Annotated in this window: 22 protein-coding genes; 16 read left to right on the forward strand and 6 right to left on the reverse strand. The window is 64.2% G+C overall.

Annotation, left to right across the window (positions count from 1 at the left end; all coding sequences use genetic code 11):
* Positions 1-576 precede the first annotated feature (576 nt).
* Positions 577-1,107: a hypothetical protein gene (locus ACOCG7_RS02525; protein ID WP_421376700.1), complete on the forward strand. Its 531-nt coding sequence runs from the start codon at positions 577-579 to the stop codon at positions 1,105-1,107.
* Positions 1,108-1,324: 217 nt separating this feature from the next.
* Positions 1,325-3,277 (forward strand): PhoX family protein, encoded by a 1,953-nt coding sequence (locus ACOCG7_RS02530; RefSeq protein ID WP_073432145.1) that lies wholly within the window; start codon positions 1,325-1,327, stop codon positions 3,275-3,277.
* Between the two features lie 265 nt (positions 3,278-3,542).
* Here the strand turns inward: ACOCG7_RS02530 and ACOCG7_RS02535 are convergent, their stop codons facing one another.
* Positions 3,543-3,971: a hypothetical protein gene (locus ACOCG7_RS02535; protein ID WP_421376702.1), complete on the reverse strand. Its 429-nt coding sequence runs from the start codon at positions 3,969-3,971 to the stop codon at positions 3,543-3,545.
* A 240-nt stretch (positions 3,972-4,211) separates the two neighbouring features.
* Here ACOCG7_RS02535 and ACOCG7_RS02540 point away from each other — a divergent pair, with 240 nt between their 5' ends.
* The 5 genes from ACOCG7_RS02540 (at position 4,212) to ACOCG7_RS02560 (ending at position 9,158) form a co-directional block, all read left to right on the forward strand.
* Positions 4,212-4,904: a CDP-alcohol phosphatidyltransferase family protein gene (locus tag ACOCG7_RS02540; RefSeq protein ID WP_083082798.1), complete on the forward strand. Its 693-nt coding sequence runs from the start codon at positions 4,212-4,214 to the stop codon at positions 4,902-4,904.
* A 4-nt stretch (positions 4,905-4,908) separates the two neighbouring features.
* Complete coding sequence (locus ACOCG7_RS02545; protein WP_073432148.1) at positions 4,909-5,730, forward strand: HalD/BesD family halogenase; 822 nt, start codon at positions 4,909-4,911, stop codon at positions 5,728-5,730.
* Positions 5,727-6,746 carry a flippase-like domain-containing protein gene (locus ACOCG7_RS02550; protein ID WP_421376704.1) on the forward strand — a complete coding sequence of 340 codons (1,020 nt, stop codon included), beginning with the start codon at positions 5,727-5,729 and terminating at the stop codon, positions 6,744-6,746. The genes ACOCG7_RS02545 and ACOCG7_RS02550 overlap by 4 nt, the downstream gene beginning before the upstream one ends.
* Before the next feature lie 25 nt (positions 6,747-6,771).
* Positions 6,772-7,536, forward strand: coding sequence for an NTP transferase domain-containing protein (locus tag ACOCG7_RS02555; RefSeq protein WP_083082796.1), 765 nt, complete (start codon positions 6,772-6,774; stop codon positions 7,534-7,536).
* Positions 7,537-7,754: 218 nt separating this feature from the next.
* On the forward strand, positions 7,755-9,158 hold the full coding sequence (locus ACOCG7_RS02560) for an MFS transporter (RefSeq protein ID WP_083082795.1): 1,404 nt from the start codon (positions 7,755-7,757) through the stop codon (positions 9,156-9,158).
* 79 nt (positions 9,159-9,237) lie between these two features.
* On the opposite strand, the gene ehuA is transcribed toward ACOCG7_RS02560, so the two are convergent.
* From ehuA to ehuB, 4 genes are all read right to left on the reverse strand, one after another.
* Positions 9,238-10,062 carry an ectoine/hydroxyectoine ABC transporter ATP-binding protein EhuA gene (gene ehuA / locus ACOCG7_RS02565; protein WP_083083086.1) on the reverse strand — a complete coding sequence of 275 codons (825 nt, stop codon included), beginning with the start codon at positions 10,060-10,062 and terminating at the stop codon, positions 9,238-9,240.
* Between the two features lie 62 nt (positions 10,063-10,124).
* Entirely contained in the window at positions 10,125-10,784 is a 660-nt protein-coding gene (gene ehuD, locus ACOCG7_RS02570) for an ectoine/hydroxyectoine ABC transporter permease subunit EhuD (RefSeq protein WP_073432152.1), read from the reverse strand.
* Entirely contained in the window at positions 10,781-11,440 is a 660-nt protein-coding gene (gene ehuC, locus ACOCG7_RS02575) for an ectoine/hydroxyectoine ABC transporter permease subunit EhuC (RefSeq protein WP_073432153.1), read from the reverse strand. The genes ehuD and ehuC overlap by 4 nt, the downstream gene beginning before the upstream one ends.
* Before the next feature lie 134 nt (positions 11,441-11,574).
* On the reverse strand, positions 11,575-12,429 hold the full coding sequence (gene ehuB / locus ACOCG7_RS02580; RefSeq protein WP_073432154.1) for an ectoine/hydroxyectoine ABC transporter substrate-binding protein EhuB: 855 nt from the start codon (positions 12,427-12,429) through the stop codon (positions 11,575-11,577).
* 232 nt (positions 12,430-12,661) lie between these two features.
* Here ehuB and ACOCG7_RS02585 point away from each other — a divergent pair, with 232 nt between their 5' ends.
* From ACOCG7_RS02585 to ggt, 9 genes are all read left to right on the forward strand, one after another.
* Entirely contained in the window at positions 12,662-14,059 is a 1,398-nt protein-coding gene (locus tag ACOCG7_RS02585) for a PLP-dependent aminotransferase family protein (RefSeq protein ID WP_083083084.1), read from the forward strand.
* Between the two features lie 153 nt (positions 14,060-14,212).
* A complete protein-coding gene (gene eutB, locus ACOCG7_RS02590) occupies positions 14,213-15,217 on the forward strand; it encodes a hydroxyectoine utilization dehydratase EutB (RefSeq protein ID WP_083083082.1) in 1,005 nt (334 codons plus the stop codon).
* Positions 15,214-16,215: a cyclodeaminase gene (locus ACOCG7_RS02595; protein ID WP_073432155.1), complete on the forward strand. Its 1,002-nt coding sequence runs from the start codon at positions 15,214-15,216 to the stop codon at positions 16,213-16,215. The genes eutB and ACOCG7_RS02595 overlap by 4 nt, the downstream gene beginning before the upstream one ends.
* Positions 16,216-16,224: 9 nt before the next feature.
* Positions 16,225-17,457, forward strand: a complete 1,233-nt coding sequence (gene doeA, locus ACOCG7_RS02600) for an ectoine hydrolase DoeA (protein WP_083082791.1) — start codon at positions 16,225-16,227, stop codon at positions 17,455-17,457.
* A 5-nt stretch (positions 17,458-17,462) separates the two neighbouring features.
* On the forward strand, positions 17,463-18,491 hold the full coding sequence (gene doeB, locus ACOCG7_RS02605) for a N(2)-acetyl-L-2,4-diaminobutanoate deacetylase DoeB (protein ID WP_073432157.1): 1,029 nt from the start codon (positions 17,463-17,465) through the stop codon (positions 18,489-18,491).
* Positions 18,492-18,498: 7 nt separating this feature from the next.
* Complete coding sequence (locus ACOCG7_RS02610) at positions 18,499-18,990, forward strand: Lrp/AsnC family transcriptional regulator (RefSeq protein ID WP_073432158.1); 492 nt, start codon at positions 18,499-18,501, stop codon at positions 18,988-18,990.
* Positions 18,991-19,134: 144 nt separating this feature from the next.
* A complete protein-coding gene (locus ACOCG7_RS02615; protein WP_073432159.1) occupies positions 19,135-20,655 on the forward strand; it encodes an NAD-dependent succinate-semialdehyde dehydrogenase in 1,521 nt (506 codons plus the stop codon).
* A gap of 41 nt (positions 20,656-20,696) precedes the next feature.
* Positions 20,697-22,094 carry an aspartate aminotransferase family protein gene (locus ACOCG7_RS02620; RefSeq protein WP_083082789.1) on the forward strand — a complete coding sequence of 466 codons (1,398 nt, stop codon included), beginning with the start codon at positions 20,697-20,699 and terminating at the stop codon, positions 22,092-22,094.
* 191 nt (positions 22,095-22,285) lie between these two features.
* Positions 22,286-24,019, forward strand: coding sequence for a gamma-glutamyltransferase (gene ggt, locus ACOCG7_RS02625; protein ID WP_244745856.1), 1,734 nt, complete (start codon positions 22,286-22,288; stop codon positions 24,017-24,019).
* Positions 24,020-24,155: 136 nt separating this feature from the next.
* Here ggt and ACOCG7_RS02630 read toward each other — a convergent pair whose 3' ends face one another.
* Positions 24,156-25,202, reverse strand: coding sequence for a S1C family serine protease (locus ACOCG7_RS02630; RefSeq protein ID WP_073432162.1), 1,047 nt, complete (start codon positions 25,200-25,202; stop codon positions 24,156-24,158).
* Positions 25,203-25,226 lie beyond the last annotated feature (24 nt).

Below are 25,226 nucleotides of genomic sequence, written 5' to 3' on the forward strand. Positions count from 1 at the left end.
CGCCGACTTCGTCGGGTGCCTGACGATCCGCTGCGAAGTGTATGCCTGCTATTCCGATGTTTAATCACATATGACGCAACAATGAATTCTCGAATCGGTAATGGCGAATTTGAATTGTGTAAGTGCGAGTAAATAAAGAACAATCCGATCATGTGTGGATTCGAGGCTGAGCTTGTCAATGCATGCGGTGTTGCTGACTCGCGACGCCGCACGTGGCGGCTTACGCGGCAGGTTGTCGCGCATGCCGCTGAGGCGTGGGCCATTCACCGTGTTTCGCGCAATGCAGTGTTCCCATTCGCATGGTCTATTGCGGCTAATTGCAGTTCTACAATGGCTTGCCCTCTAACCAAGGGTTGCCTTTTTCATTTTTACGCGCGGCTTTCGGGCCGCGTTTTTTTGCGCCTTTTTTATAACCGGTTTATAAGTTCCCGCGCATGGCGAAATGGAATATGTCGATTGGCGAAATGCCCGTCCCGGCTTGTCCGTTCGTCAGGGGAGCGCGTCGGGCGCTTGCGGCACGGGTAGAATTGCAGGTTCGAAATATGTCTCCGCCCCGCGAACGTGAGTGAACCTGCAATGACCGATACCCCCCTTCCATCGTCCGACGCCGCTGATATCACGGAAGGCGCGTCCGCGATGGACGAACCGCTGCATGAAGCGCGTCTGTGGCGCGACGACGGCTGGACCGCGCGCGTCATCAAGAACGAAGACGACGAAGGCTGGGCCGTCGAGATGATCAAGGACGGCGAGGCTGAACCGGCGCTCGTCGGGCCGTGGACGATGGGCCGCAACAAGAAGGACCCGAAGCCGCTCGACACGTCGGCGTTCAACACGCTGGTGAAGACCGCTTCCGAAGTGCTGCGCCGCCATGAGCAGCAACTGCGCGCGCAACTGCGTAAGGAAGTGCGGGTGGCAACCGCCGACGGCAACGACGAACTCGACGTCACGCTCGACATCGTGCCGGATGAAGACGAGCCGTATGCGCTTCTGACCGCGCTCGACACGTTCGGCGAGCAGCTCGCGCAAGTGCAGGTCGCGCCCAACTTCAAGCTCAGCAAGGCGAGCGCGGCGGCTTGGGTCGAAAACGGATTTCGCCGTCCGGGTTGAGTCCGGGTTGGGTCCTGGTTAAAGGCGACGCGGTCCGGTTCAGCCAACCGATCGCCGACGAAAGGCGAATCAAGGTATTACCGCAAGCTGTCAATATACTTTCACATTCGCTTCATAGAATCCTCGCGTCATAGCGGCGCGAGCGTGAACCATGCGGTTTTGAGTGCGTGCCGACTGTGCATTTCCCCACGCTACCGAAACCCTGGATCACGACAACATGGCAGAGCCGCTCGATCTTTCCCGCCGTAAAGCCCTGAAACTACTTGCCGGTGTACCGATGCTGCCGTTGGGCGGTCTCGCCACGGCGTCGATGCTCACCGCGTGCGGCGGCAGCGACGACCTGGCGACGCCGGTCAAACCCGTGGCCAACTTCGTCTCGGCCGCCTTCAACAGCATGGCCGCGCCCACGCTGGCCGACCCCGCCGCGATGGCGAAAACCACGGTCGGCTCGACTCTCACCGTGCAACTGAGCGACGGCAGCAGCCGCACCTTCAAGCTCGCCTATCAGCCGTTCTTCATCACGGGCGACAGCGTGCCGAACATCAAGGGCGGCACGATCCTGGCGGGCGGCTATTTCGACATCAACAATCAGCCGATCATCGACACCTCGGTCGCGGGTAAGGAGCGCCAGTTCTATTCGGATTGCCCGGACGGCAGTTCGCTGATTCGACTCGACAATCCGACGGTGAAGGGCCTCAAGGGCAACGCGGTGTTCGCCGTGGTGCAGTTCGAATACGCGACGCGCGATCAAAGCCTCAAGTCGATGTACGGCCAACTGCCGTCGCCGATCGCGGTGCTGACGCTCGATCAGGACCCGGCTACCGGCAAGCTCACGCTGGTGGGCTATCACAACGTCGATACGTCGCCGGCGCACGGCTTGTGGATCACCTGCGGCGCGAGCCTGTCGCCGTGGAACACGCATCTGTCGAGCGAAGAGTACGAACCCGACGCGACGACGATCGCGGCCAATAGCCAGTTCAAGGGCTTCAGCCGCAGCCTCTTCGGCAACGAAACGACCGCGAATCCGTACCACTACGGGCATCTGCCGGAAGTGACCGTGAATCCCGACGGCACCGGCACGATCAGGAAGCACTATTGCCTCGGCCGCATCTCGCACGAACTGATTCAGGTGATGCCGGACAAGCGCACCGTGCTGATGGGCGACGATGCGACCAACGGCGGTCTGTTCATGTTCATCGCGGATCGCGAAGCCGATTTGTCCGCGGGCACGCTGTATGTCGCGAAGTGGACGCAGGTGTCCTCGAGCGGCGCGGGCGCGGCAACGCTTTCGTGGATCAACCTGGGCCACGCGACCAGCGCCGAGATCGAAACGCTCGCCAATCAGCTCACCGCGGCCGACATTCTGGACGTCGCGACCAAGGACCCGCTCGATACGAGCTACACGAAGATCAACTACAACGGCACCTTCAACTGGGTGCGCATCAAGCCGGGCATGACCAAGGCGGCGACCTTCCTCGAGACGCACCGCTACGCGGCGCTCGCCGGCGGCAGCATGGGTTTCACGAAACTCGAGGGCACGACGGTCGACATCAAGGACAAGGTGCTGTATTCGGCGATGTCGCGCGTCGAGAAATCGATGGTGCGCGGCAACGTCGCGTCGACCGATGTTGCCGTCGACAAGGCGATCAGCGCGGGCGCGGTGTACGCGCTGAACATGAAGGGCGGCCAGCTCGATCGCAGCGGCGGCGCGATCAATAGCGAGTGGGTGCCGGTGGACATGGCGCCGCCCGCGGCGCTGGTGGGCCAGGATCTCGCCGCCGCCGACGCGCTCGGCAACACCGCGAACCCGGACCGCATTGCGAACCCGGACAACCTCAAGTTCTCGGAAAAACTGCGCACGCTGTTCATCGGCGAGGACAGCGGCATGCACGTGAACAACTTCCTGTGGGCGTACAACGTCGACACGAAGACGCTCTCGCGCGTGCTGTCGTGCCCGGCGGGCGCGGAATCGACGGGCTTGCACGCGGTCGACGAAATCAACGGCTGGACCTACGTGATGAGCAATTTCCAGCACGTCGGCGACTGGGAAAGTCCGCTGCACGACAAGGTCCAGGCGACGCTCGATCCGCTGGTGCGCGCGAACTACAAGGACCGCTTCGGCGCGACCGTGGGGTATCTGACGGCGGACCCGACGGGGATCAAGTTGTAAGGACGAATGGCGCGAAACCCGCGCTGGCAGAAACGAAAGAGGTGAGGCCCCGCTTGGGGCCTCATAACTTCGCGGGTGCGCCTGGTCGGTGTGAACCGGCTTTAACCAGCACGGCTGGACTCTGCTAACCACGAGGTAAATGCACGAAGCAGATCGACGCCCTTGCAGGCCGCGAAAATCCATCCGCCGCGACCATGCCTTCCCGGCAGATAGCGGCAACACTAGCCAACCGGCCATTCGTGCCACGCCGCGACCACCGCTCCCCTCAACTCCGCTTGCAAAAAATCGCCGTCACGAGCGGCGCGACACGATGCACGATCGCCGTGCTGCCGGTTCCGGCCACGGCGTTGCGCACCTTGGATTCGCTGCCGAACACCACGACGCCGTAGGCCGAACTGGCGACCGGTTCGCCATCGCCGACCCGGAACATCGGGTCGTCTTTTTCGTAGCCGACCACCGCGAACACATGAAAACCGAACGCGCTCAGATCGGCGCCCGACGCCGGCGTAAATGCGTTGATCGAATTGCTTTCCACGCGCCACGGCTTGGGATCGATGGCACGTTGCTCGGCAAGATCCGCGATGAACTGATGGCCGCTCTCATTGCAGGCGAGCGGCGCATCGAGGACGGTGGCATAAGCGATGAGCGGCAGCGCGGCGGCGAGTGCGAGAAGCACGGGAAAAAAACGTTTCATGAGCGTGAACGGCGACCCCTATTCGATGTAGTGTATTCACAACGGGTAGCGCATGGATGCCTGGACCCGCGGGAGCGTTGCGCATCTAGGCGATCAGCGTGGCGGGCGCAACTCGACCCGCACTTTATCCCGGTTCGGCAAATCCTGCTTCACGACGGACATGAAGCGGTAATGAACGCACCTCAAAGAAACCTACGGGAAGAAAGCAATATTTCACGATCCCGTATATATTTCCGGGTTATGAATTCGAGCCCCCTTCCTCCCACGAACGTTCCGCCGCCCAGAACATGGGACGCGCGGCTTGCCCGCCGGCTCGTCACGCCGCTCGTCAACACGCGCATCACGCCCAATCATCTGACCACGCTGCGTTTGATGATCGGCGTCGCTGGCGCGCTCTGTCTTGCGCGTGGCGGATTCGAATGGGCCAATGCGGGCGCGTTGCTGATCGTGCTGTCCAATTTCGTCGACCATACCGACGGCGAACTCGCGCGCATCGGCGGCAAGTCGAGCCGTATCGGTCATTTTTACGACCTTGCCAGCGATGCGATCGTCACCATCCTGTTGTTTGTCGGCATGGGTATTGGCGTGGGCGCCACGCGGATCGGCGGCTTGCCGGTATCGTCGGGCTGGCTCGGCGCCGTGGCCGGCATTGCCGTCGCGGTGATTTTCTTCCTGCGCATGCGTATCGAGGAAATGGCCGGCAAGGCGGGCACGAAGCAGGCATCGGTCGGCGGCTTCGAAACCGAAGACGTGCTGTATCTGCTGCCCCTCGTCACGCTGACGAGCGTGGTGATGCCTTTCGTCGTGGCCGCGTCGATCGGCGCGCCGCTGTTCGCAATCTGGGTGGTGGTCGACTACTGGCGCGTGACGCGCCGCGCCGCGCGCCCGGCCGAGGCCGCCAGCGGCTTTCCAAAACAGTCAAATGTGGGCTAAGTGAATGAGTACGCACGCCGAAGACGACGTGATCGCGCCAATTTCAGTTGAAGATTCCCCGGCCTCGTCGCCGGTTGCGCCGGCGCCCAATGCCGACCGCGCGGTCGCAAGCCGCACGCGCGCGTTCGATACGCCGCGCCTCGCAAGGCAGTTCGCCGATCAGGGCGCCTTCCTCTATCTGGAAGACTTTCTCGCGCCCGAGGTCACCGCCCAGTTGATTCAAAGCGCGCACGGCCTGCTCGATGAAGTGAACCGCAACTATCTGCCGGGGCACAAGCAGGGCGGCAGCGTGAGCCGCCATACGATCGACCGCCTCGCGCCGTTCATCGCGGAGCTGTATCGCTCGAAGGAGCTGATCGGCTGGCTGGAGCAACTGAGCGGCGACAAGCTGCAACTCTCGCCCGCCGACGACCCGCACGCGTATGCGCTCTACTACTACACGCGGGCAGGCGATCACATCGGCTGGCACTACGATACTTCGTACTATGACGGCCGCCGCTATACGCTGCTGCTCGGCGTGATCGACGAATCGTCGTGCCGCCTCGACTACGAACTGCACACGCGCAATCCTGACGTGCCCGACCAACCGGGCTCGGTGCAAATCCCGCCGGGCGGCCTCGTGTTTTTCGACGGCGACAAGCTGCGCCATCGCATCACGCCGGCCGGCGCGAATGAAATGCGCGTGTCGCTCACTTTCGAATACGTCACCGACGCGAACATGCGCCCGTGGCGCCGTTTGATCTCGAACATGAAGGACGCGATCGCGTACTTCGGTTTTCGCCAGGTTTTCCGTCAAATGACTCATCGCCGCAAGGACCGCGCATGACTCGCGCGGCTCTGATTCTGTTGTCGATCGGGATGGCGCTGTTCGTCGGCCTGCTCGCGTGGCAGGGTTTCGGTTCGGTCGCCTCGACGCTGCTCGCGGCGGGCTGGGGGCTCGCGCTCGTCGCGGCGTTCCATCTCGTGCCGCTCGCGCTCGACGCTGGCGCGATCTCGGTGCTGCTGCATCGGCATCCCGAGCGCGCGCATCATCATTTGTCGCTGCGCGACGCGCTGTTCGCGCGCTGGATCGGCGAATCGGTGAACAGTCTGTTGCCGGCCGGCCAGATCGGCGGGCCCGTGGTGATGGTGCGGCAACTCTCGCAGCGCGGCATGCCCATGCGCGACGCGGCCGCCGCGATCACCGTCAGCACGACCGCGCAAGCGCTCGCGCAAATCATCTTCGCGTTGCTCGGCTTGCTGCTGTTCGGCGCCTACACCGCGCACGGCGCGCTGCACGACCTGCAAACCGCGACGCTGATCGCCACCGGCGTACTGGGCGCGATGATCGTCGGCTTCTACTTCGCGCAGCGGCGCGGCATGTTCGGCAGGCTGCTCGGCGTGGTCTCCAAGCTGTTCGGCAAGCGCGACTGGTCCGCGCTGATGACGCGCGCCGAAGCCGTGGACGCGGCAGTGCAGGCCATGTACCGCGAGCGCGGCCGCGTGGCGGTCAGCTTCGCGTTGAGTCTCGCGGGCTGGATCGTCGGCACGGTGGAGGTGTGGCTCGCGCTGCGCCTGCTCGGCCATCCGGTCGACTGGGTCGACGCGCTGCTGCTCGAAAGTCTCGGGCAAGCGATTCGCGGCGCGGCGTTCATGATTCCCGGCTCGCTCGGCGTCCAGGAGGGCGGCTATCTGCTGCTCGCGCCGCTGGTCGGCTTGCCGTCGGACGCGGCGCTGGCCTTGTCGCTCAGCAAGCGCGCGCGTGAAATCCTGCTAGGCTTGCCGGGTCTGCTGGTCTTGCACTTCAGCGAACGAAGCTGGCAACGGCGGCGCGCCATGCAGCGCGTGCCGGTTGCCGATTAATCCGTTTCTTTTCAAAGGACCGCGCATGCGTGCCATCATCCTCGCGGCGGGCCTCGGCCTGCGTCTCCAGCAACCGCCGGAAGCCCAGTTCCCGAAGTGCCTCTTGCAGTTCGACGGCATGAGCCTGCTCGAACGGCATCTGCACATGCTCGAAACCGCTGGCGTGACGGACGTCGTGCTGGCGCTGGGTTTTCAGCCGGAATCGGTGCAGGGTGAGTTGAAGCGCATCAACTGGCCGCACGCGGTGGAAACCGTGCTGAACACGCGTTTCGATCTGGGCAGCGTGCTGACGGTGCACACGGTGGCCGAAGCGCTGACGCGCGGCGGCGACGTGCTGCTGATGGACGCCGACGTGCTCTACGACGAGCGCATTCTGCACGCGCTGGTGGCGGGCGAAACCGTTAACCGCCTGTTGATCGACCGTGATTTCGAAGCCGGCGACGAGCCCGTCAAGCTGTGCCTGAAAGACGGCGTGCCGGTCGAATTGCGCAAGCAGCTTGCCGTCAATCTCGAGTACGACACCATCGGCGAATCGGTAGGGTTCTTCCGCTTCCGCGAGGAAACCGCGCGGCGTTTTGCGCAGATCGTGGCCGGGTACGTTGATAGTGGCCGCGCGAACCTGCCGCACGAAGAAGCGGTGCGCGACCTGCTGCTGGAACGCAGCCAGGTGTTCGACACCGCCGACGTGACCGGCGCGCCGTGGATCGAAATCGACTTCCCGAACGACGTCGCGCGCGCGAACGTCGAGATCCTGCCGCAGTTGCAACCGCTGGTCAGCGCGTCGCGCTAAATCTTCCGCATGGCAGAGTGAGTCGGCTGCGTGCCGGCTCACCTCGCTTCGCTGCTCACCTCGTCTTTCAAGTTTCCTTGCGCGCTTGACTCTCGCGCGCGGCATCGACGCGCGGCATAAAACCCGTGTTCAGAAGCCGCGTTCGGCAGCATATATCGCGGATGCGATGCGATAATCGCGGCTTTACACCGACGGCCTCGCATCCCGTCGTCATGCCAATGCCTCTCGCTTTAGGCACTTTCATCGTTCCGCTGATCGTCGCGTGCGCGATGTTCATGGAAAACGTGGACGGCACGATCATCGTGACGTCGCTGCCGGTTCTGGCGCGCGATCTGGGCCAGGATCCCATCACCCTCAAGCTGGCCGTCACCGCGTATGTGATCGGCCTCGGCGTCTTCATTCCGATCTGCGGCTGGGTTGCCGACCGCTTCGGTTCACGCACGGTGTTTCGCACGGCCATCGGCATTTTCATGGCCGGCTCGCTGATGTGCGCGGCCTCCACCTCGCTCGGCATGTTCGTGGCCGCGCGCTTCGTGCAGGGCATCGGCGGCGCGATGATGGTGCCGGTGGGGCGCATCATCATTTTCCGTTCGGTGCCGAAGTCCGACTTCATCCGCGCGGTCAACTATCTGACAGTGCCGGCCTTGCTCGGGCCGGTGATGGGGCCGCCGCTCGGCGGCTTCATCACGACGTATCTGCACTGGCGTCTGATCTTCTTCATCAACATTCCGATTGGCCTGTTCGGCATCTGGCTCGCGAACCGGCACATCGCCAACGTGCGCGAAGCGCATCCCGGCCGGCTCGACTGGACCGGCTTCGTGCTATCCGCGAGCGGCGCGTCGCTGTTCATGCTGGGGCTTTCGCTGGTCGGCAGCGGTCTCGTGTCGAACAGCCTATCGGTCAGCATGTGCGTGATCGGCGTACTGCTGTTGGCGATTTACGTGCTCTACGCAAGCCGCGTCGAATTGCCGGTGCTCGATCTGCGCCTGCTGCGCATTCCGAGTTTTCACGCGAGCGTGGCGGGCGGCTCGCTGTTTCGCATCGGCCTCGGCGCCGTGCCGTTTCTGTTGCCGCTCGCGTTGCAGGAAGGCTTGGGCATGAGCGCGTTCGTGTCGGGGTCGATCACCTGCGCGTCCGCGTTCGGGTCGATCTTCATGAAGGCGGCGGCCTCGCGCATTCTCTGGCGCTTCGGTTTTCGCACGGTGCTGATGTTCAACGCGGCTTGCGCGGGTCTCGTCATCGCGGTCTATGGATTGTTCTTCCCCGGTACGCCGCATTGGCTGATCTGGTGCGTCGTGCTGTTCGGCGGCTTCTTTCCGTCGCTGCAATTCACGTCGCTGAATTCGCTGGCGTATGCGGACATTCCGAGCCGCGACATCGGCCGCGCCACGAGCGTCGCGAGCGTGATCCAGCAGATTTCGCTGGGACTCGGCGTGACGATCGCGGGCATCGTGCTGCAGATTTCACACGACGTGCAGGGTCATTCGACCATCGTGTTCTCCGACTTTTGGCCCGCGTTTCTCGTGGTCGGCCTGTTCTCGTTCATGTCGATTCCGGTGACCGCGCGCTTGCCGCACGGCACCGGCGATGAACTCGCGCGCGGCAACCGTGGCACCGCGTGAATCGTGAGCGGCGTGCGTCGCAGGCGCGGCGCCTTTTACTTTTTTTGTCAGCCTCGATGCTCCCCTTTGGGAACCTCGACTAAACCGCTTCCTTCACCGCTCTCAGGAACTGCTGCGTGCGTTCATGCCGGGGCGCGGAGAAGAACTGCTGCGGCGGCCCCTGCTCGATGATCTTGCCTTGCGAGAAAAAGCACACACGGTCCGCGAATTCGCGCGCGAAACCCATTTGATGCGTGACCATCAGCATCGTCAGATTGTGCTCGCTGCCGAGTCGCCGGATCACGTTCAGCACCTCGCCGCACAACTCGGGATCGAGTGCTGAAGTGACCTCGTCGAACAGCATCACTTTCGGACGCATGGCGAGCGCGCGGGCAATCGCCACCCGCTGCTGCTGACCGCCCGACAACTGCGACGGATAGTGATTGCATTTATCCTCCAGCCCGACCAGCGACAGCAGATCGCGCGCACGCTCGGTCGCTTCCTTGCGCGAGAGCCCCAACACCTGCATCGGCGCTTCGATCGTGTTGGCGAGCGCGGTCATGTGCGGGAACAGGTTGAAGCTCTGAAACACCATGCCGATCTTGCTGCGCACGCGCCGCAAATGCTTGAGCGAGGCGGGCACCAGCACACCGTTCTTGCGCATGTGCGTGAGCGGTTCGCCGTCCACTTCGATCATGCCGTCGGTCAGCGGGTCGAGCGTCATCAGTACGCGCAACAGCGTCGATTTGCCGGAGCCGCTCGGGCCGATGATCGCGACCTTCTCGTTGCGGCCGATTTCCAGATCGAGCGCGTCGAGCACCGTGAGCGCGCCGTAGCGCTTCGTCACGCCGGCAAAGCGCACCATCGGCTCCTCCTGGGTGCCGCCCTGCGGGACAAGTACTGAGGCGGGATCGTCTCGTTTCATCGGTTTCTCCACGGATAGGTCCGCATGCGGCGGGGTAGGGATGTCGAGGTCGGTTTTCACGGTCATGGCAGCCTCAAGCTGTATTCGAGCCGCCGCACGAGGTGCGCGAAACTCACGCTGATGAGCAGGAAGAAAATGCCCGCAAGCGTGATCGGTTCAAGGTAGCGAAAGGTTTCCGAACCGATGTTCTTCGCCTGCTGCATCAATTCGACGACGGTGATCGCGGAGAGCACCGGCGTGTCCTTGAACATCGCCACCAGATAATTGCCGAGCGCCGGAATCACGGGACGAATCGCCTGCGGCAGAATCACGCCGCTATAGGTGCGCCACGGCGACAACGACAGCGCGCACGCCGCTTCCCACTGGCCGCGCGCCACGCCGTTCAAGCCTGCGCGATACACCTCCGACGTGTAGCACGCATAGTGCAGCGCGATCCCGACCGTGCCCGCGGTCAGCGCCGACATCGTGATGCCGTACACCGGCAACACATAGAACAGCACATACACCTGGATCAGCAGGGGCGTGCTGCGAATGAATTCGACGATGAAGCCGACCGTCCGCGCGAGCGGCTTGATCGGGCTGCGGCGCAGCACCGCCAGCACGAGCCCCAGCACCAGCGCGATCGCAAAACCGATCAACGTGATGAAGATCGTGTACATCGACGCGCGCAGCAGCGCCGGCAGAATCTGCTCCGCGTAATGCAGGTCGAAGAAGCTGTTCATCGGACGGCCCTCTGAATGATGCCGTGACTCACGCGGCGCTCGAAATGCCGCATCAGCGCGACGAGGATTTGCGCGAGCACGAAGTAGATAACCAGCGTGAGCACGAAAATCTCCGCGGTCTTGAAGGTCGCCTCGTCGAGTTGGCGGGCGCGAAACGTCAGGTCCGACAGCGTGATCAGCGACACCAGCGAGGTGCCCTTGAGCAATTCGATCATCAGATTGGTGGCGGGCGGCAGCGCGTTGATCATCGCTTGCGGCAGGATGATGCGGCGCATTCTGGAAAGCGGCGACATGTTGAGCGCGAGCGCCGCCTCGAACTGGCCGCCCGGCACCGAACGCAGTGCACCGCGCAGGATCTCCGAACCGTAGGCGCCATAGTGCAAACCGAGGCCGACGATCGCCACGGTAAACGGCGTCATCTCGATGCGAAACGGCGGCAGCGGCAGCACGAAGAAAAACCAGAAAAGCTGCACGAGCAACGAGGTGCCGCGAAAAATTTCGACGTAGGCATTGCCGAGCCAGCGCAGCGGCGTCCACGGCGCGAGCTTGGCGGCGGTCGCGACAAACGCCATGACGATGGCGAGCAAGGTGGCGCAGGCGGCGATCTCGATCGTCACGAGCGTGCCCTGGAGCAACAGGGGAAACAGTTCACGCATGGCGGTTCCTCGCTTGCATGACGGCGCGTGCGGTTGCACGCGCCTGGGGGAACTTCACGGCCGGCGCATGCCGGCGCGTGCGGACTTCGGGTGAATGCGCGCTCGGTGGGCGAGCCGTTGCGCTCGGTTGAGGATTACTTGCCGCAAATCTCGGCGGCGGTGCGCGTGGTCAGATTCGTCTTGTCGAAACCGAAGGGCGCCACGGTTTGCAGATGATCCGGCGTGCCGAGCCATGCCTGCAATTGCTGATTGACTGCGTCGCGCAGATCGGCGTCCTCGGGACGGAACGCGAGCGCGCCGTAGCCGATGTGCTTCGGATCGTCCGTGAATTTGGCGACCGCCTCGACCTGGTCGGAGGCTTTCGCGGCGAGGCCCTTCATCGTCAGCGCGGTGCCGGCCGCGGCGTCGGCGCGACGTGCGCGCACCGCCTGCAATTGCGCGGTGGTGTCGGGCACCTGCATGAGCTGCGCATCCTTCACGCCCGCATCGCGCGAATTGGCGAGTTCCACCGCGCCGGCCATGACGGCGAGCTTCACGTCGGACTGTTTGCCGATATCGGCGTAGGAATGCAGATTCTTCGGATTGCCTTTCAGCACCAGCAGCGTGTCCTGAATCTGGTATTGCGGATTGGCGAACGCGACCTGCTTGCAGCGTTCCGGCGTGATGTACATGCCGGCCGCGATCACGTCGAAGCGGCCCGCGCGCAGGCCGGGAATCAGCGAGCCCCATTCGGTCAGCACGCCGTCCACTTTCTTCACGCCCATCTTGGTGAATATCTTGCGGGCGATCTCCGGCGATTCGCCGGTCACCTTGCCGTCAGGCGTCGTGTAGGCAAACGGCGATTCGTTCGCATAGCCGATGCGCACTTCCCCGGTGCGCTGGATGCGCTGCAACGTCGTTTCCGCCGACGCATGTTGCGCCTGCGTCGCCAGAGCCGCTGCCGCGACGCAGAGGGCTCCCAGCAGTCGTGAAGTGCGCTTCGCTTTCATATCGATCCCATTGTGTGGCGTGGTGAATGCCGCGCCGCATCATGCGGTGCGGCAGCCGAAAGGGCTTGCGTTGCCCGCGATCCGCTTGCATCGCGTCGAACCCGTGAACGCAGCATACAAAGCCATTTTTTTGTTTGCGATTGCTCTAGGACAATAATTTTCCCGTATCGTTTGGCCGCACTATGGAAGTCGAAGCAGACAAGGGCGGGGGCCTGGAACCGTGGAGGCAGCGTTGATCGAGCAGTGGCGGGAGGCCGTGCGCGCGGTGCATGGCGTGGAGTCGAAATATAAACGGCTGGTGAAGGCGATTGCCGGCGACATCGAGAGCGCGTCGTTGCCGGCCGGCGCGCGCCTGCCGCCGCAGCGCGACGTGGCCGCGGAACTGGCGATCAGCGTGCAGACGGTCACCAACGCCTATAAGGAACTGGAGCGCCAGGGGCTGATCCGCTGCGAAGTGGGGCGCGGCAGCTTCGTGGCGGCGCGCGTGACCGAAACCATGTCGAGCTACATGCTCGATACGGCCGAGCGCTCGGTGGTCGATTTTTCGATCGCGCGCATCGTGCATACGCCGGAGCACGACGCCATGTGGCGCAAGGTATGCGCGACGCTCTCCACGCTCGACGACCAACCGTGGATTCGCGCGTTCCGGCCGATTGCCGGCTTCGAGCACCATCGGCAGGCGGGGATGGCGTGGCTCGCGTCGCTGGGCATGCCCGCCTCGCCCGACACGCTGCTCGTGACGAACGGCGCGGCGCACGGCATCTTCCTCGCGCTGGCATCGCTCGTCGGCCCCGGCGACACGGTGCTGTGCGAAAGCCTCACCGACCACGGCGTGATCGGCTCCGCGAATGTACTGGGATTCACGCTGAAGGGTCTCGAGATCGACGAGTATGGCATTCATCCCGAACACTTCGAGGAGATGTGCGACAGCGAGCGCATCACCGCGCTCGTCTGCACGCCCACGCTGAACAATCCCACCGTCGCGCTGATGCCGGATTCGCGGCGCCGCGCGATTGCGCGCATTGCCGAGCGCTACGGCGTGTACGTGATCGAGGACGACGTCTACGGCCCTTTGCCCGCCAAGGCCGCCACGCCCATATCGAGCCTGATCCCGGAGTTGTCGTTCTACTGCACCAGCATGACGAAATCGGTGCTGACCGGTTTGCGCATCGGCTACCTGACCACGCCGCGGCGGCTCGCGCTGCGCGCCGAAAGCGTGCTGCGCGTGAGTAGCTGGATGGCGACCTCGCCGATGGCCGAAGTGGCGACACGCTGGATCGTCGACGGCACGGCCGAACGTCTCGTGCAGATACAACGCGAGCGGCTGGGACGGCGTCAGGCGCAATTGCAGCAGACGCTCGGCAGCTACGTGCTCGGCGCGCATCCGCACGCGTTGTCGGCGTGGCTGCGCGTGCCGGATCACTGGCAGGCGGACAGGCTGGTGAGGGAGTTGCGCAACCGCGATATCGCCGTGACCTCGCCCGATCCTTTTCTCGTGCGCGGCGCGGACCGGCCGAACGCGGTGCGCGTTTGCGTCGGCGCCGAAGTGAATGAAGAGACCTATAACGGCGCGCTGGAAATCATGCGCGACGTGTTCGAGCAGTACCCGCAGGTGCACGATTTCACGTGAGAGCGAGCGACATAAACGAAATGAACTAGGACAATAGAAATCGTTTTTTAGAACATTAGACTGGGCTGCATTGAAGACGATGCGGCCGCAATCAGCCCACTCATGCAGGCGCGGCGGCATCGGCACCGAATCCTTTCGTGCAAGGCCGAGTTCATGTCCGTACTGTCGCTAGCCGATGTCTATCGCGCGCGTCGCCGTATCGAGGGGCGCGTCGTTCGCACGCCGCTGATCGAATCGCAGACGCTGTCGGCCGCAGCCGGTACGCAGGTCTTTCTCAAGCTGGAAACGGTGCAACCCACCGGCAGTTTCAAACTGCGCGGCGCGACCAACGCGCTCGCGCGTCTCGCCGAACGAGGCTGCCGCAAGGTCATCACCGCATCCACGGGCAATCATGGCCGCGCCGTCGCGCATGCGGCGCGCGCGCTGGGTGTCGAAGCAACGGTGTGCATGTCGGCGCTCGTGCCCGGCAACAAGGTCGAGGCGGTGCGCTCGCTCGGCGCGCAAGTGCGCATTGTCGGCAACAGCCAGGACGACGCGGAACACGAAGCGCTGCGGCTCGTCCGCGAGGAAGGCTTCGCCTATGTGCCGCCGTTCGACGATCTGCACGTGATCGCGGGCCAGGCGACGATCGGACTCGAAATCGTCGAAGCATTGCCGGACGTCGCGAATATCGTCGTGCCGCTATCGGGCGGCGGCCTCTTTGCGGGCGTTGCATTCGCCGCTAAAAATGCGAATCGCGCGATCGGTCTGACCGGCGTGACGATGGCGCGCGGCGCCGCGATGCACGCGAGCCTCACGGCCGGCCGGCCCGTCCTCGTGGACGAAGTCGAAACGCTCGCGGATTCGCTCGGCGGCGGCATCGGCCTCGAAAACCGCTATACGTATGCGCTCACGCGCGATCTGATCGACGAGACCGTGCTGCTCGACGAGGCGTCGATCGCGCGCGGCATCGTCCATGCGTACCGGCACGAGCGGCTCGTCGTGGAAGGCGCGGCGGCGGTCGGAATCGCCGCGCTGCTCGACGGCGCATTGCCGGCCGAACGCATTCAACGTGGCCCGCTCGTGCTGATCGTCACGGGCGCCAACATCGATATGAAGCTGCATCACCGCATCGTCGAATCCACGCCGGTGCAATCCGACCCGCTCAATCCTCTATGACCTCGATCACGCTCCTTGGCGAAGCGCAGCTTCGCGAACTCGTGCCGCTCGATCGCGCCGCGATCGACCAGGTGGAAGCGGCCTTTCTCGCCCTCGCCACCGAGGCCGTCGCGATGCCGCCGATCCTGCGGCTCGATCTGCCCGAACACAACGGCGAAGTGGACGTGAAAACCGCGTACCTGCCGCGCTTCGACAGTTTCGCCATCAAGGTGAGCCCCGGCTTTTTCAATAACCCGGCGCTCGGTTTGCCGAGCCTCAACGGGCTGATGCTGGTGCTTTCCGCCAAGACGGGTTTGACCGAGGCGGTGCTGCTCGACAACGGCTATCTGACCGCCGTACGCACCGCGGCCGCGGGCGCGGTCGCCGCGCGCTGGCTCGCGAGGCAGCACACGCCGCAAGTCGCGGTGCTCGGCGCCGGCGAACAGGCGCGTTTGCAGTTGCAGGCGTTGACGCTCGTGCGCCGCGTCGAACACGTGCGCGTGTGGGCGCGCAATCCCGCCAATGCGCGGCGTTTCGCCGAAGAGATGAGCGCATCGCTGGGCGTGCCCTGCGAGGTCGCGCGCGACGTTCATCACGCGTTGGCCGAGGCGGACGTAGCCATCACCACGACGCCGAGCCGCACGCCGTTGATCGAAGCGGCGCATCTGCATCCGGGTTTGCACATCACGGCAATGGGCTCGGACGCCGAACACAAGAACGAGATCGCGCCCGATGCGTTGGCGGCGGCGCGCTATATCTGCGACCGCGCGCAGCAGACGCGCGTGCTCGGCGAACTGCATCACGCGCTGAATGCGGGCACGATGCACGCCGACGCCGCCGTGACCGAACTGGGCCAGGTGATCGCCGAACAGGCCGCGGGCCGCGTCGACGATTCGGACGTGACGATCTGCGACCTGACCGGCACCGGCGCGCAGGACACCGCGATCGCGGCGCTCGCGCTGCAGCGAGCGCGCAGCGCGGGCGTGGGAACGATTTTTCGCAACGACGTGAAGGGCTGAGAGGGCACGATGGCTGAGACAACACAACTGGAACGAAAGGCGGGCGTGAGCGCACAAGCGCCGGTCGTGCGTTTGCCGTTCGAGCGGGCCGAATACGCCACGCGTATCGGCAAGACGCGCAAGGCGATGCAGGCTGCGGGGATCGAATTGCTGATCGTGTCGGACCCGACCAACATGGCGTGGCTGACCGGTTACGACGGCTGGTCGTTCTATGTGCATCAATGCGTGCTGCTGGCGCTCGACGGCGAGCCGGTCTGGTTCGGCCGCGGCCAGGACGCCAATGGCGCGAAGCGCACGGTGTTCATGCAGCACGAGCAGATCATCGGTTACCCGGATCATTACGTGCAGTCCGCCGAGCGTCACCCGATGGACTATCTGGCGCGTGAGGTGATCGAGTCGCGCGGCTGGGGCGCGTTGAAGATCGGCGTGGAAATGGACAACTACTATTTCAGCGCCGCCGCCTATCGCTCGCTCGTCAATCATTTGCCGAAGGCGCAATGGCGCGATGCGACCGCGCTGGTCAACTGGCAGCGCGCGGTGAAGTCGCCGCGCGAGATCGAATACATGCGGGTCGCCGCCCGCATCGTCGAGAAGATGCACGCGCATATCGTCGAGCGTATCGAGCCCGGCATGCGCAAGAACGATCTGGTGGCCGAGATCTACTCGGCGGGGATTACGGGTGTGGACGAACATGGCGGCGACTATCCGGCCATCGTGCCCTTGCTGCCGACCGGCGCGGACGCCGCCGCCCCGCATCTGACGTGGGACGACACGCCGTTCGCGAGGAACGCCGGCACCTTCTTCGAAATCGCCGGCTGCTTCAAGCGCTACCACTGCCCGCAGTCGCGCACCGTGTATCTCGGCAAGCCGCCGAAGCATTTCATCGAAGGCGAACGCGCGGTAATCGAGGGCATCGAAGCCGGGCTTGCCGCGGCCAAACCCGGCAATACCTGCGAGGACATCGCCAACGCCTTCTTCGCGATGCTGCACAAATACGGCATCGAAAAGAACAGCCGTTGCGGCTATCCGATCGGCGCGAGCTATCCGCCGGACTGGGGCGAGCGCACGATGAGCCTGCGCCCCGGGGACAAGACCGTCCTCGAACCCGGCATGACGTTCCACTTCATGCCGGGCCTGTGGCTCGACGATTGGGGACTCGAAATCACCGAAAGCATCCTGATTACCGAGACCGGCGTCGAGACGTTTTGCAACACGCCGCGCAAGCTGTTCGTGAAGGAGTAGCGCACATGCGGGCATCACCCATTCAGCCGACGGTCGATTTCGATGCCGACGGCGAACAGCACGGTTTTCTGAAGCTGCCGTATTCGCACGATGCGTCCGCATGGGGCGCGGTAATGATCCCGATCAGCGTGATTCGCAATGGCGCGGGCCCCACGGCGCTGCTCACCGGCGGCAATCACGGCGACGAGTACGAAGGGCCGATCGCGTTGTCGAAGCTCGCCGCGACGCTGAAGGCGGCTGACGTGAAGGGCCGCGTGATCATCGTGCCGTTCATGAACTACCCGGCGTTTCGCGCGGGCAGCCGCACGTCGCCGATCGACCGCGGCAATCTGAATCGCAGTTTTCCGGGCAAGCCGGACGGCACGGTCACCGAGAAAATCGCGGACTATTTCCAGCGCTACCTGTTGCCGCTCGCGGACTACGTGCTCGATCTGCACGCGGGCGGCCGCACGCTCGACTTCGTGCCGTTCGCCGCGATTCACGTGCTGGCCGACGCACGCCAGCAGGCGCAGTGCGAGGCGGCGATGCGCGCGTTCGGCGCGCCGTATTCGATGCGGATGCTCGAACTCGATAGCGTGGGCCTGTTCGATACGGCGGTGGAAGAGGCGGGCAAGGTGTTCGTGTCGACCGAACTCGGCGGCGGCGGAACCGCGACGGCGCAAAGCGTGGCGGTGGCCTCGCGCGGCGTGCAAGGCTTTCTGCTGAATGCGGGCATTCTCGATCGGCGTAAGGCAGCGGACCGGCACACTCCTCGCACCACCACGCTGCTCGATATGCCCGACGGCTCGTGCTATACGACCAGCGAACATGACGGCCTGCTGGAGATGTGCAAGGACCTCGGTGACATGGTCGAAAGCGGCGAACTGATCGCGCGGATTTACGACGCGTCGCGCACGGGCGTCGCGCCCGTTGAATATCGCGCGCGCCGCAGCGGCCTGCTCGCGGCGCGGCATTTTCCCGGGCTCGTGCGGATCGGCGATACGGTGGCGGTGGTGGCGGATGTCGTCGAGCGCGGCATACCGGTGAACGTTTGATCGCGCGATGAAACTCGACCGCTACGACCTCGCGATTCTGCGCATCCTCGCGCGCGACGGACGCATCACCAAGTCGCGTCTCGCCGAGGAAATCAATCTGTCGATTTCGCCGGCGTGGGAGCGCGTCAAACGTCTTGAAGAGAGCGGCGTGATTCGCGGCTACCGCGCGGATATCGATTGGGTGCGCGCGTTCAAGGGCAGCCGCGTGGTGGTTGAAGTGACGCTCGCGCGGCATACCGCGCAGGACATGCGGCGCTTCGAGGAACGCGTGAGCGCGGCGTCCGAAGTCGTGCAATGCCATGCGACGGGCGGCGGCGTCGATTATGTGATGCACGTGATGTCGCGCGACATCGATCACTATCAGCGCTTCATCGATTCGCTGCTGACCGACGAGCTAGGCATCGAAAAGTACTTCACGTATATCGTCACCAAGGTGGTGAAGAGCATGCCGGAAGGCTTGCCGGATTGGGCGGACGAAGCCGTTGGCGAAAGCGGTTGAAGCAGCGCGGCGGCATGGCCCGAAATTCACCACACGCCACGGCGAAATCCAGAAAAAACCCGCACCTGTGGACGCCGGAACCAAAAAAACCGCCTCGCTGCGGAACGTACAGTGACAGACATACATCGCACACAGGAGGTCGTCATGTTGCTGGGTCATCCGGTTCTCTTCAAGTCGCTGTGCTACGTCGACGGACGCTGGGTGCACAGCGCCAGCGCCACCAGCGTCGCCGTGCTCAATCCCGCCGATCAGCGGATACTCGGCCACGTGCCGATGCTCGACGCGTCGCAGATCACCGAAGCCGTCGACGCCGCGCAACGCGCGTTCTCGACGTGGCGCTGGCTGCCGGTCGCAAAACGGTCCGCGCTGCTGCTGCGATGGCATGAACTGATCCTGCGGCATCAGCATGATCTGGCCGCGATTCTGTCGCTCGAACAGGGCAAGCCGCTGGCGGAAGCACGCGGTGAAATCGCTTATGGCGCGAGTTTCGTCGAGTGGTTCGCGCATGAAGTGCGGCGTTTGAACGGCCGCACGATTCCCACGCATATCGACGGCGCGCAACTCGGCACCATGATCGAACCGGTCGGCGTGGCCGCGTTGATCACGCCGTGGAATTTCCCCTGCGCGATGATTACGCGCAAGGCGGCCGCCGCGCTGGCGGCGGGTTGCACCGTCGTCGTGAAGCCCGCGCACGAAACGCCGTTCTCGGCATTGGCGCTTGCGCAACTCGCGGAAGAAGCGGGCTTTCCGGCAGGCGTCTTCAACGTCGTGCTCGGCGAGCCGCACATGGCGATGGAAACGCTGGTGAGCGATACGCGGGTGCGTTCGGTGAGCTTCACCGGTTCGACGCGCGTCGGTTCGCTGGTCATGCAGACGGCGGCGAAAGCGGGCATCAAGAAAACAGCGCTGGAGCTGGGCGGCAACGCGCCCTTCATCGTGACCGAAGACGCCGACCTAGACCAGGCTGTGCGCGTGGCGATCGCCGCGAAGTTTCAAACCTCGGGGCAGGACTGCTGCGCGGCGAATCGCATTTTCGTCGCGCGTGCGGTGTATGAAGCATTCGTCACGCAATACAGCGACGCCGTGAAAAAACTCAACGTGGGCGCGGCATTCGAAGCCAACGTGGACGTCGGCCCGCTCATGCATCAGGCCGCTTTCGACGCCACCGCGGCGCGCGTGGCGGACGCCAGCGCGAAGGGCGCGCGCATCACCGTGGGCGGCGCCGCGCATGAACGCGGCGGCTGGTTCTTCCAGCCGACCGTGGTCGCCGACGCCGCGCCCGGCATGCGCATCTACGACGAGGAAAACTTCGCGCCGATCTCGGCCGTCTCGCCGTTCGATTCGCTCGATGAAGTGATCGAACGCGCGAACGATACCGAATACGGGCTCGCCGCCTACGTGTGCGCGAGAGACCTCAACACGGTGTTTCAACTGATTCGCCGCCTCGACTTCGCGATGGTCTCCGTGAACGGCGTGAAGTTTACCGGCGCGCCGATTCCGTTCGGCGGCATGAAGGCATCCGGCCTCGGCCGCGAGGGCGGGGCCGAGGGCTTCGAGCCGTTCGTCGAGACGCGCTATTTCTGCCTCGGCCAACTCGGCTTGCCGGTGACCGACAGCATGCCCGCTCACCGCACGAACACCGCGCCGCACGCGGCAGCGGCCTGAACCCGCACAACGCATTCAACGATTCAACGAAGGAGCTTTCCATGACCCAACTCGACCAACTCTTCGACGCCGACCGCGCGCATTTCATGCACCCTTCCACGCACGCTCACGACCATGCGAGCGGCGCGCTGCCGGGCCGCATCGTGACGGGCGCGAAAGGCGTCCGCATCGAAGACCACCAGGGCAAGTCGTATATCGACGCGTTCGCGGGCCTGTATTGCGTGAACATCGGCTACGGCCGCACCGAAGTCGCCGAAGCGATCTACGAGCAGGCGAAGAAGCTTGCCTACTATCACACCTATGTCGGCCATTCGACCGACACGATCATCGAACTGTCGTCGCGCATCATCGACTGGGCGCCGCAGGGCATGAAGAAGGTGTACTACGGCCTGTCCGGTTCGGACGCCAACGAAACGCAGATCAAGCTCGTCTGGTACTACAACAACGTCAAGGGCCGGCCGAACAAGAAGAAGGTCATCTCGCGCCAGCGCGGCTATCACGGCTCGGGCATCGTCACGGGCAGCCTGACCGGCTTGCCGAGTTTTCATCAATGTTTCGACTTGCCGATCGAGCGCGTCAAACATACGGTGTGCCCGCATTGGTATCGGCATGCGCCTGCCGGCATGAACGAGGCGCAGTTCGTTGCGTATTGCGTCGAGGAACTGGAGAAGCTGATCGCGCAGGAGGGCGCCGATACGATCGCCGCCTTCATCGCCGAACCGGTGATGGGCACGGGCGGCATCCTGCCGCCGCCGGCCGGTTACTGGGCGGCGATCCAGCAGGTCTTGAAGAAGCACGACATTCTGCTGATCTGCGATGAAGTGGTGTGCGGTTTCGGGCGGCTCGGTTCGAAGATGGGCGCGCAGCACTACGGCATCACGCCGGATCTGATCACGGTGGCGAAGGGCTTGACCAGTGCTTATGCGCCGCTGTCGGGCGTGATCGTCAGCGAAGGCGTGTGGGACGTGATCGACAAGGCTTCGCAGGAATTCGGCGCGATGGGTCACGGCTGGACCTATTCGGGTCATCCGATTTGCGCGGCCGCGGCGCTGGCGAACCTCGATATTCTCGAACGCGAGAACCTCACGCAGAACGCGGCGCAAACGGGCGCGTACCTGCTCGAACAACTGCACGCCGCATTCGACTCGCATCCGCTCGTCGGCGAAGTGCGCGGCGCGGGCATGCTGGCCGCGCTCGAATTCATGGCCGACAAGGACGGACGTCAGCCTTTCGCCGCGGCGTTGAAAGTGGGGCCGCGCGTCTCGGCCGCCGCGTTGGAGCGCGGCTTGATTGCGCGCGCGATGCCGCACGGCGACATTCTCGGCTTCGCGCCGCCGCTCGTCACCTCGCGCAGCGAGGTGGATGAGATCGTGAAGCTCGCGCGCGCGGCGGTGGATGAAGTCGCTTCGCAGGTGCTCACGCCGGCGGCTTCGGCTTAAGCGGCATGCCCGGTTGGCAGCCTGGCGGCGGCTAACCGAGGCGGGCCCCTGAACCCGGCTAACAGCACGCCCGTTTGTGTACCGCGCATTGCAACTACGGAATGCACGGCTTCGCAAACGGGCGCTTCGCATGTTATAAGCCCAAGACAGCTTTCGTGACCGTCCGATGAAAGAGTCTTGGGGGATATGCAATGAAGTTGTTCGGCAACGCCAAATCGTCCGCCAGTGCATTCGCGCTGGTCGCACTCGTTTCCCTTTCCACCGGCTTTCTCGAGGCCACGCCGGCCGTCGCGAAGCCGCCCGCGAAAGCCCAGCCCGCCGTACTCACCGCGTCCGCCATTGCGGTCGCGGACAAATATAGCGCCGACGCCGCCGAGCAGATTTTCAAGGAAGGCGGCAATGCCGTGGACGCGGCGGTTGCCATCGCCTTCACGCTGGCCGTGACGTATCCCGAAGCCGGCAACATCGGCGGCGGCGGCTTCATGACGCTTTATGTCGACGGCAAGCCGTACTTCCTCGACTATCGCGAGCGCGCGCCGCTGGCCGCGACCAAGAACATGTATCTCGACGACAAGGGCGAGGTCATCAAGGGCATGAGCCTGTACGGCTATCGCGCGGTGGGTGTGCCGGGCACCGTCGACGGCATGTGGCAGGCGCAGCGCCGCTTCGGCAAGCTCAAATGGAAGCAGGTGCTGGCGCCGGCGATCCACTATGCGCGCGACGGTTTCGAGGTGAGCCAGCAACTGCAGAAACGCCGCGACGACGCGGCTAAAGAGTTCGCCGGCAAGACCAACTTCGACACCTACTTCGGCAATCTGAAAGAGGGCGTCACCTTCAAGCAAGCCGATCTCGCCGCCGTGCTGCAGCGCATTTCCGATCAGGGCGCGAAAGACTTCTATCAAGGCAAGACGGCGGATCTGATCGCGGAGTCCATGCGCGGCCACGGCCTCATCACGAAGGCCGATCTGCAACAGTACAAGGCCGTGTGGCGTCAACCGATCCAGGCCGACTGGAAGGGCTATCGCGTGTACACCGCGCCGCCGCCGAGCTCGGGCGGCATCGGGCTCGTGCAACTGCTGAAGATGAAGGCCGACCTCGCGTCCGACTTCAAGGACGTGCCGCACAATTCCGCGCAATACATCCATCTGATCGCGGAAATCGAAAAGCGCGTGTTCGCCGACCGCGCGCAATATCTCGGCGATCCCGACTTCTACAAGGTGCCGGTCGCGCAATTGACCGACGAGGCGTATATCGCCAAACGCGCCGCCGAAGTCAATCCGAAGGAGCCGTCGGACACGAAGAGCGTGCAGCCGGGTCTGGGCACCTCGATGCCGGAGAAGGCGGAAACCACGCATTTCTCGGTGGTCGACAAGTGGGGTAATGCGGTGGCGAACACGTACACCATCAACGGCTATTTCGGCTCGGGCGTGGTGGCGGATCGCACCGGCATCGTGCTGAACGACGAAATGGACGACTTCTCCGCGAAGCCGGGCGTCGCCAACATGTTCGGCGTGGTGGGCAGCGACGCGAATTCGATCGAACCGAAGAAGCGCCCGCTTTCCTCGATGAGCCCGACGATTCTGACGAAGGATGGCAAGGTGTCGCTCGTGATCGGCACGCCGGGCGGCTCGCGCATCTTCACGTCGATCTTCCAGGTGATCAACAACGTCTACGACTTCAATATGCCGTTGAAGGAAGCGGTTGGCGCGATGCGTTTCCATCACCAGTTGCTGCCGCCGAACACGATTTTCACGGAGTCGTATAAGCCGATCGACGGCGACCTTGCCAAGGAGGTCGAAGCCAAGGGCTATACGCTGAAGCAGCAGGGTTTCAACGGCGATATTCAGGCGATCAGGATCGACGGCGACACGCCGGAAGCGGCGGCCGATCCGCGCGGCCGTGGTGTGACGCGGGTGATTCAGTAAGCGGGCCCGCGCATGGCAGGCGGCGCGTCTCGATGGACGCGCCGTATCAAGACGAAGACGGAGACGAAAAAGCCTGGCCTGGCGCCCGAACCGATCGAGCGCCGGGCTTTTTTTCGTCTACGGGAAGCCCATCGCGTCAACTCACCTGTTCGACCGGCGTCAACGTCAATTCGACCCGCTGCGCGCCGCGCAGCACCGTCACGTTGACGGGCTTGTCGATACGCGACGCGTCGAGCGCGCGTTGCAGGCTGTCCACGTCGGGCACGGCAAGCGTGTCGATCGCGACGATCGTATCGTCGGTGCGCAGGCCGCCGAGCGCGGCCGGACTGCCCTTGACGATCTCCATGACGTGTACGCCGCTTTCCAGGCTCAAGCCGAAATAGCGCTGCACGCGGCGCGACAGCGGCGTCGTGGTGCCGGCCACGCCGATATAGGCGCGCCGCACGCGGCCGTGCGCGAAGATCTGCATGATGACCCACTTGGCGGTATCGATCGCGGTGGCGAAGCAGATCGCCTGCGCGCCCGGAATGATCGCGGTATTCACGCCGATCACTTGCCCCGCCGAATTGATCAGCGGACCCCCCGAATTGCCGGGATTGAGCGCCGCGTCGGTCTGGATCACGTCATAGATCATGCGGCCCGAGTTCGAGCGCAGCGAGCGCCCGAGCGCCGAGACCACGCCGGTCGTCACCGTTTGCGCGAGGCCGAGCGGATTGCCGACGGCGATCGCTATTTGCCCCACGCGCAGCTTCGACGATTCGCCCAGTTCGACGTGCGGCAACGGTTCCGGCGAGCCGATGCGCAACACGGCCAGATCGCTGCCGGGGTCGTCGCCGACCAGATCGGCGTCGAATTTCGCGCCGTCCGCGAGCGTCACCTGAATGTGCGTCGCGCCGTGCACGACGTGGCTGTTGGTGAGCAGATAGCCGTCGGGCGTGAACAGAAAGCCCGAGCCGGTGCCGCCGCGCGCGCCGCGTCTGTCGCGCGCGGACGGCTCGCCGGGCAGCCGGCGTTCGACGGCAATGAAGGCGACCGCCTGCTGCACGCGTTCCAGCGCGCCGATCACGGTGCGGGAATAGGCGTCGAGCAGCGCGTCGTCGGATAAGGGGTTGAGTGGATTCGGCCCGGGGGCGTCGGATGCGGCGCGCGACAGGTCATCGATGAAGCGTGGACGGCTTCCCATGGCGATGCTCCGGATAAACAGGCA

The sequence above is a fragment of the Paraburkholderia sp. DD10 genome (assembly GCF_049177125.1).
Taxonomy (GTDB): domain Bacteria; phylum Pseudomonadota; class Gammaproteobacteria; order Burkholderiales; family Burkholderiaceae; genus Paraburkholderia; species Paraburkholderia terricola.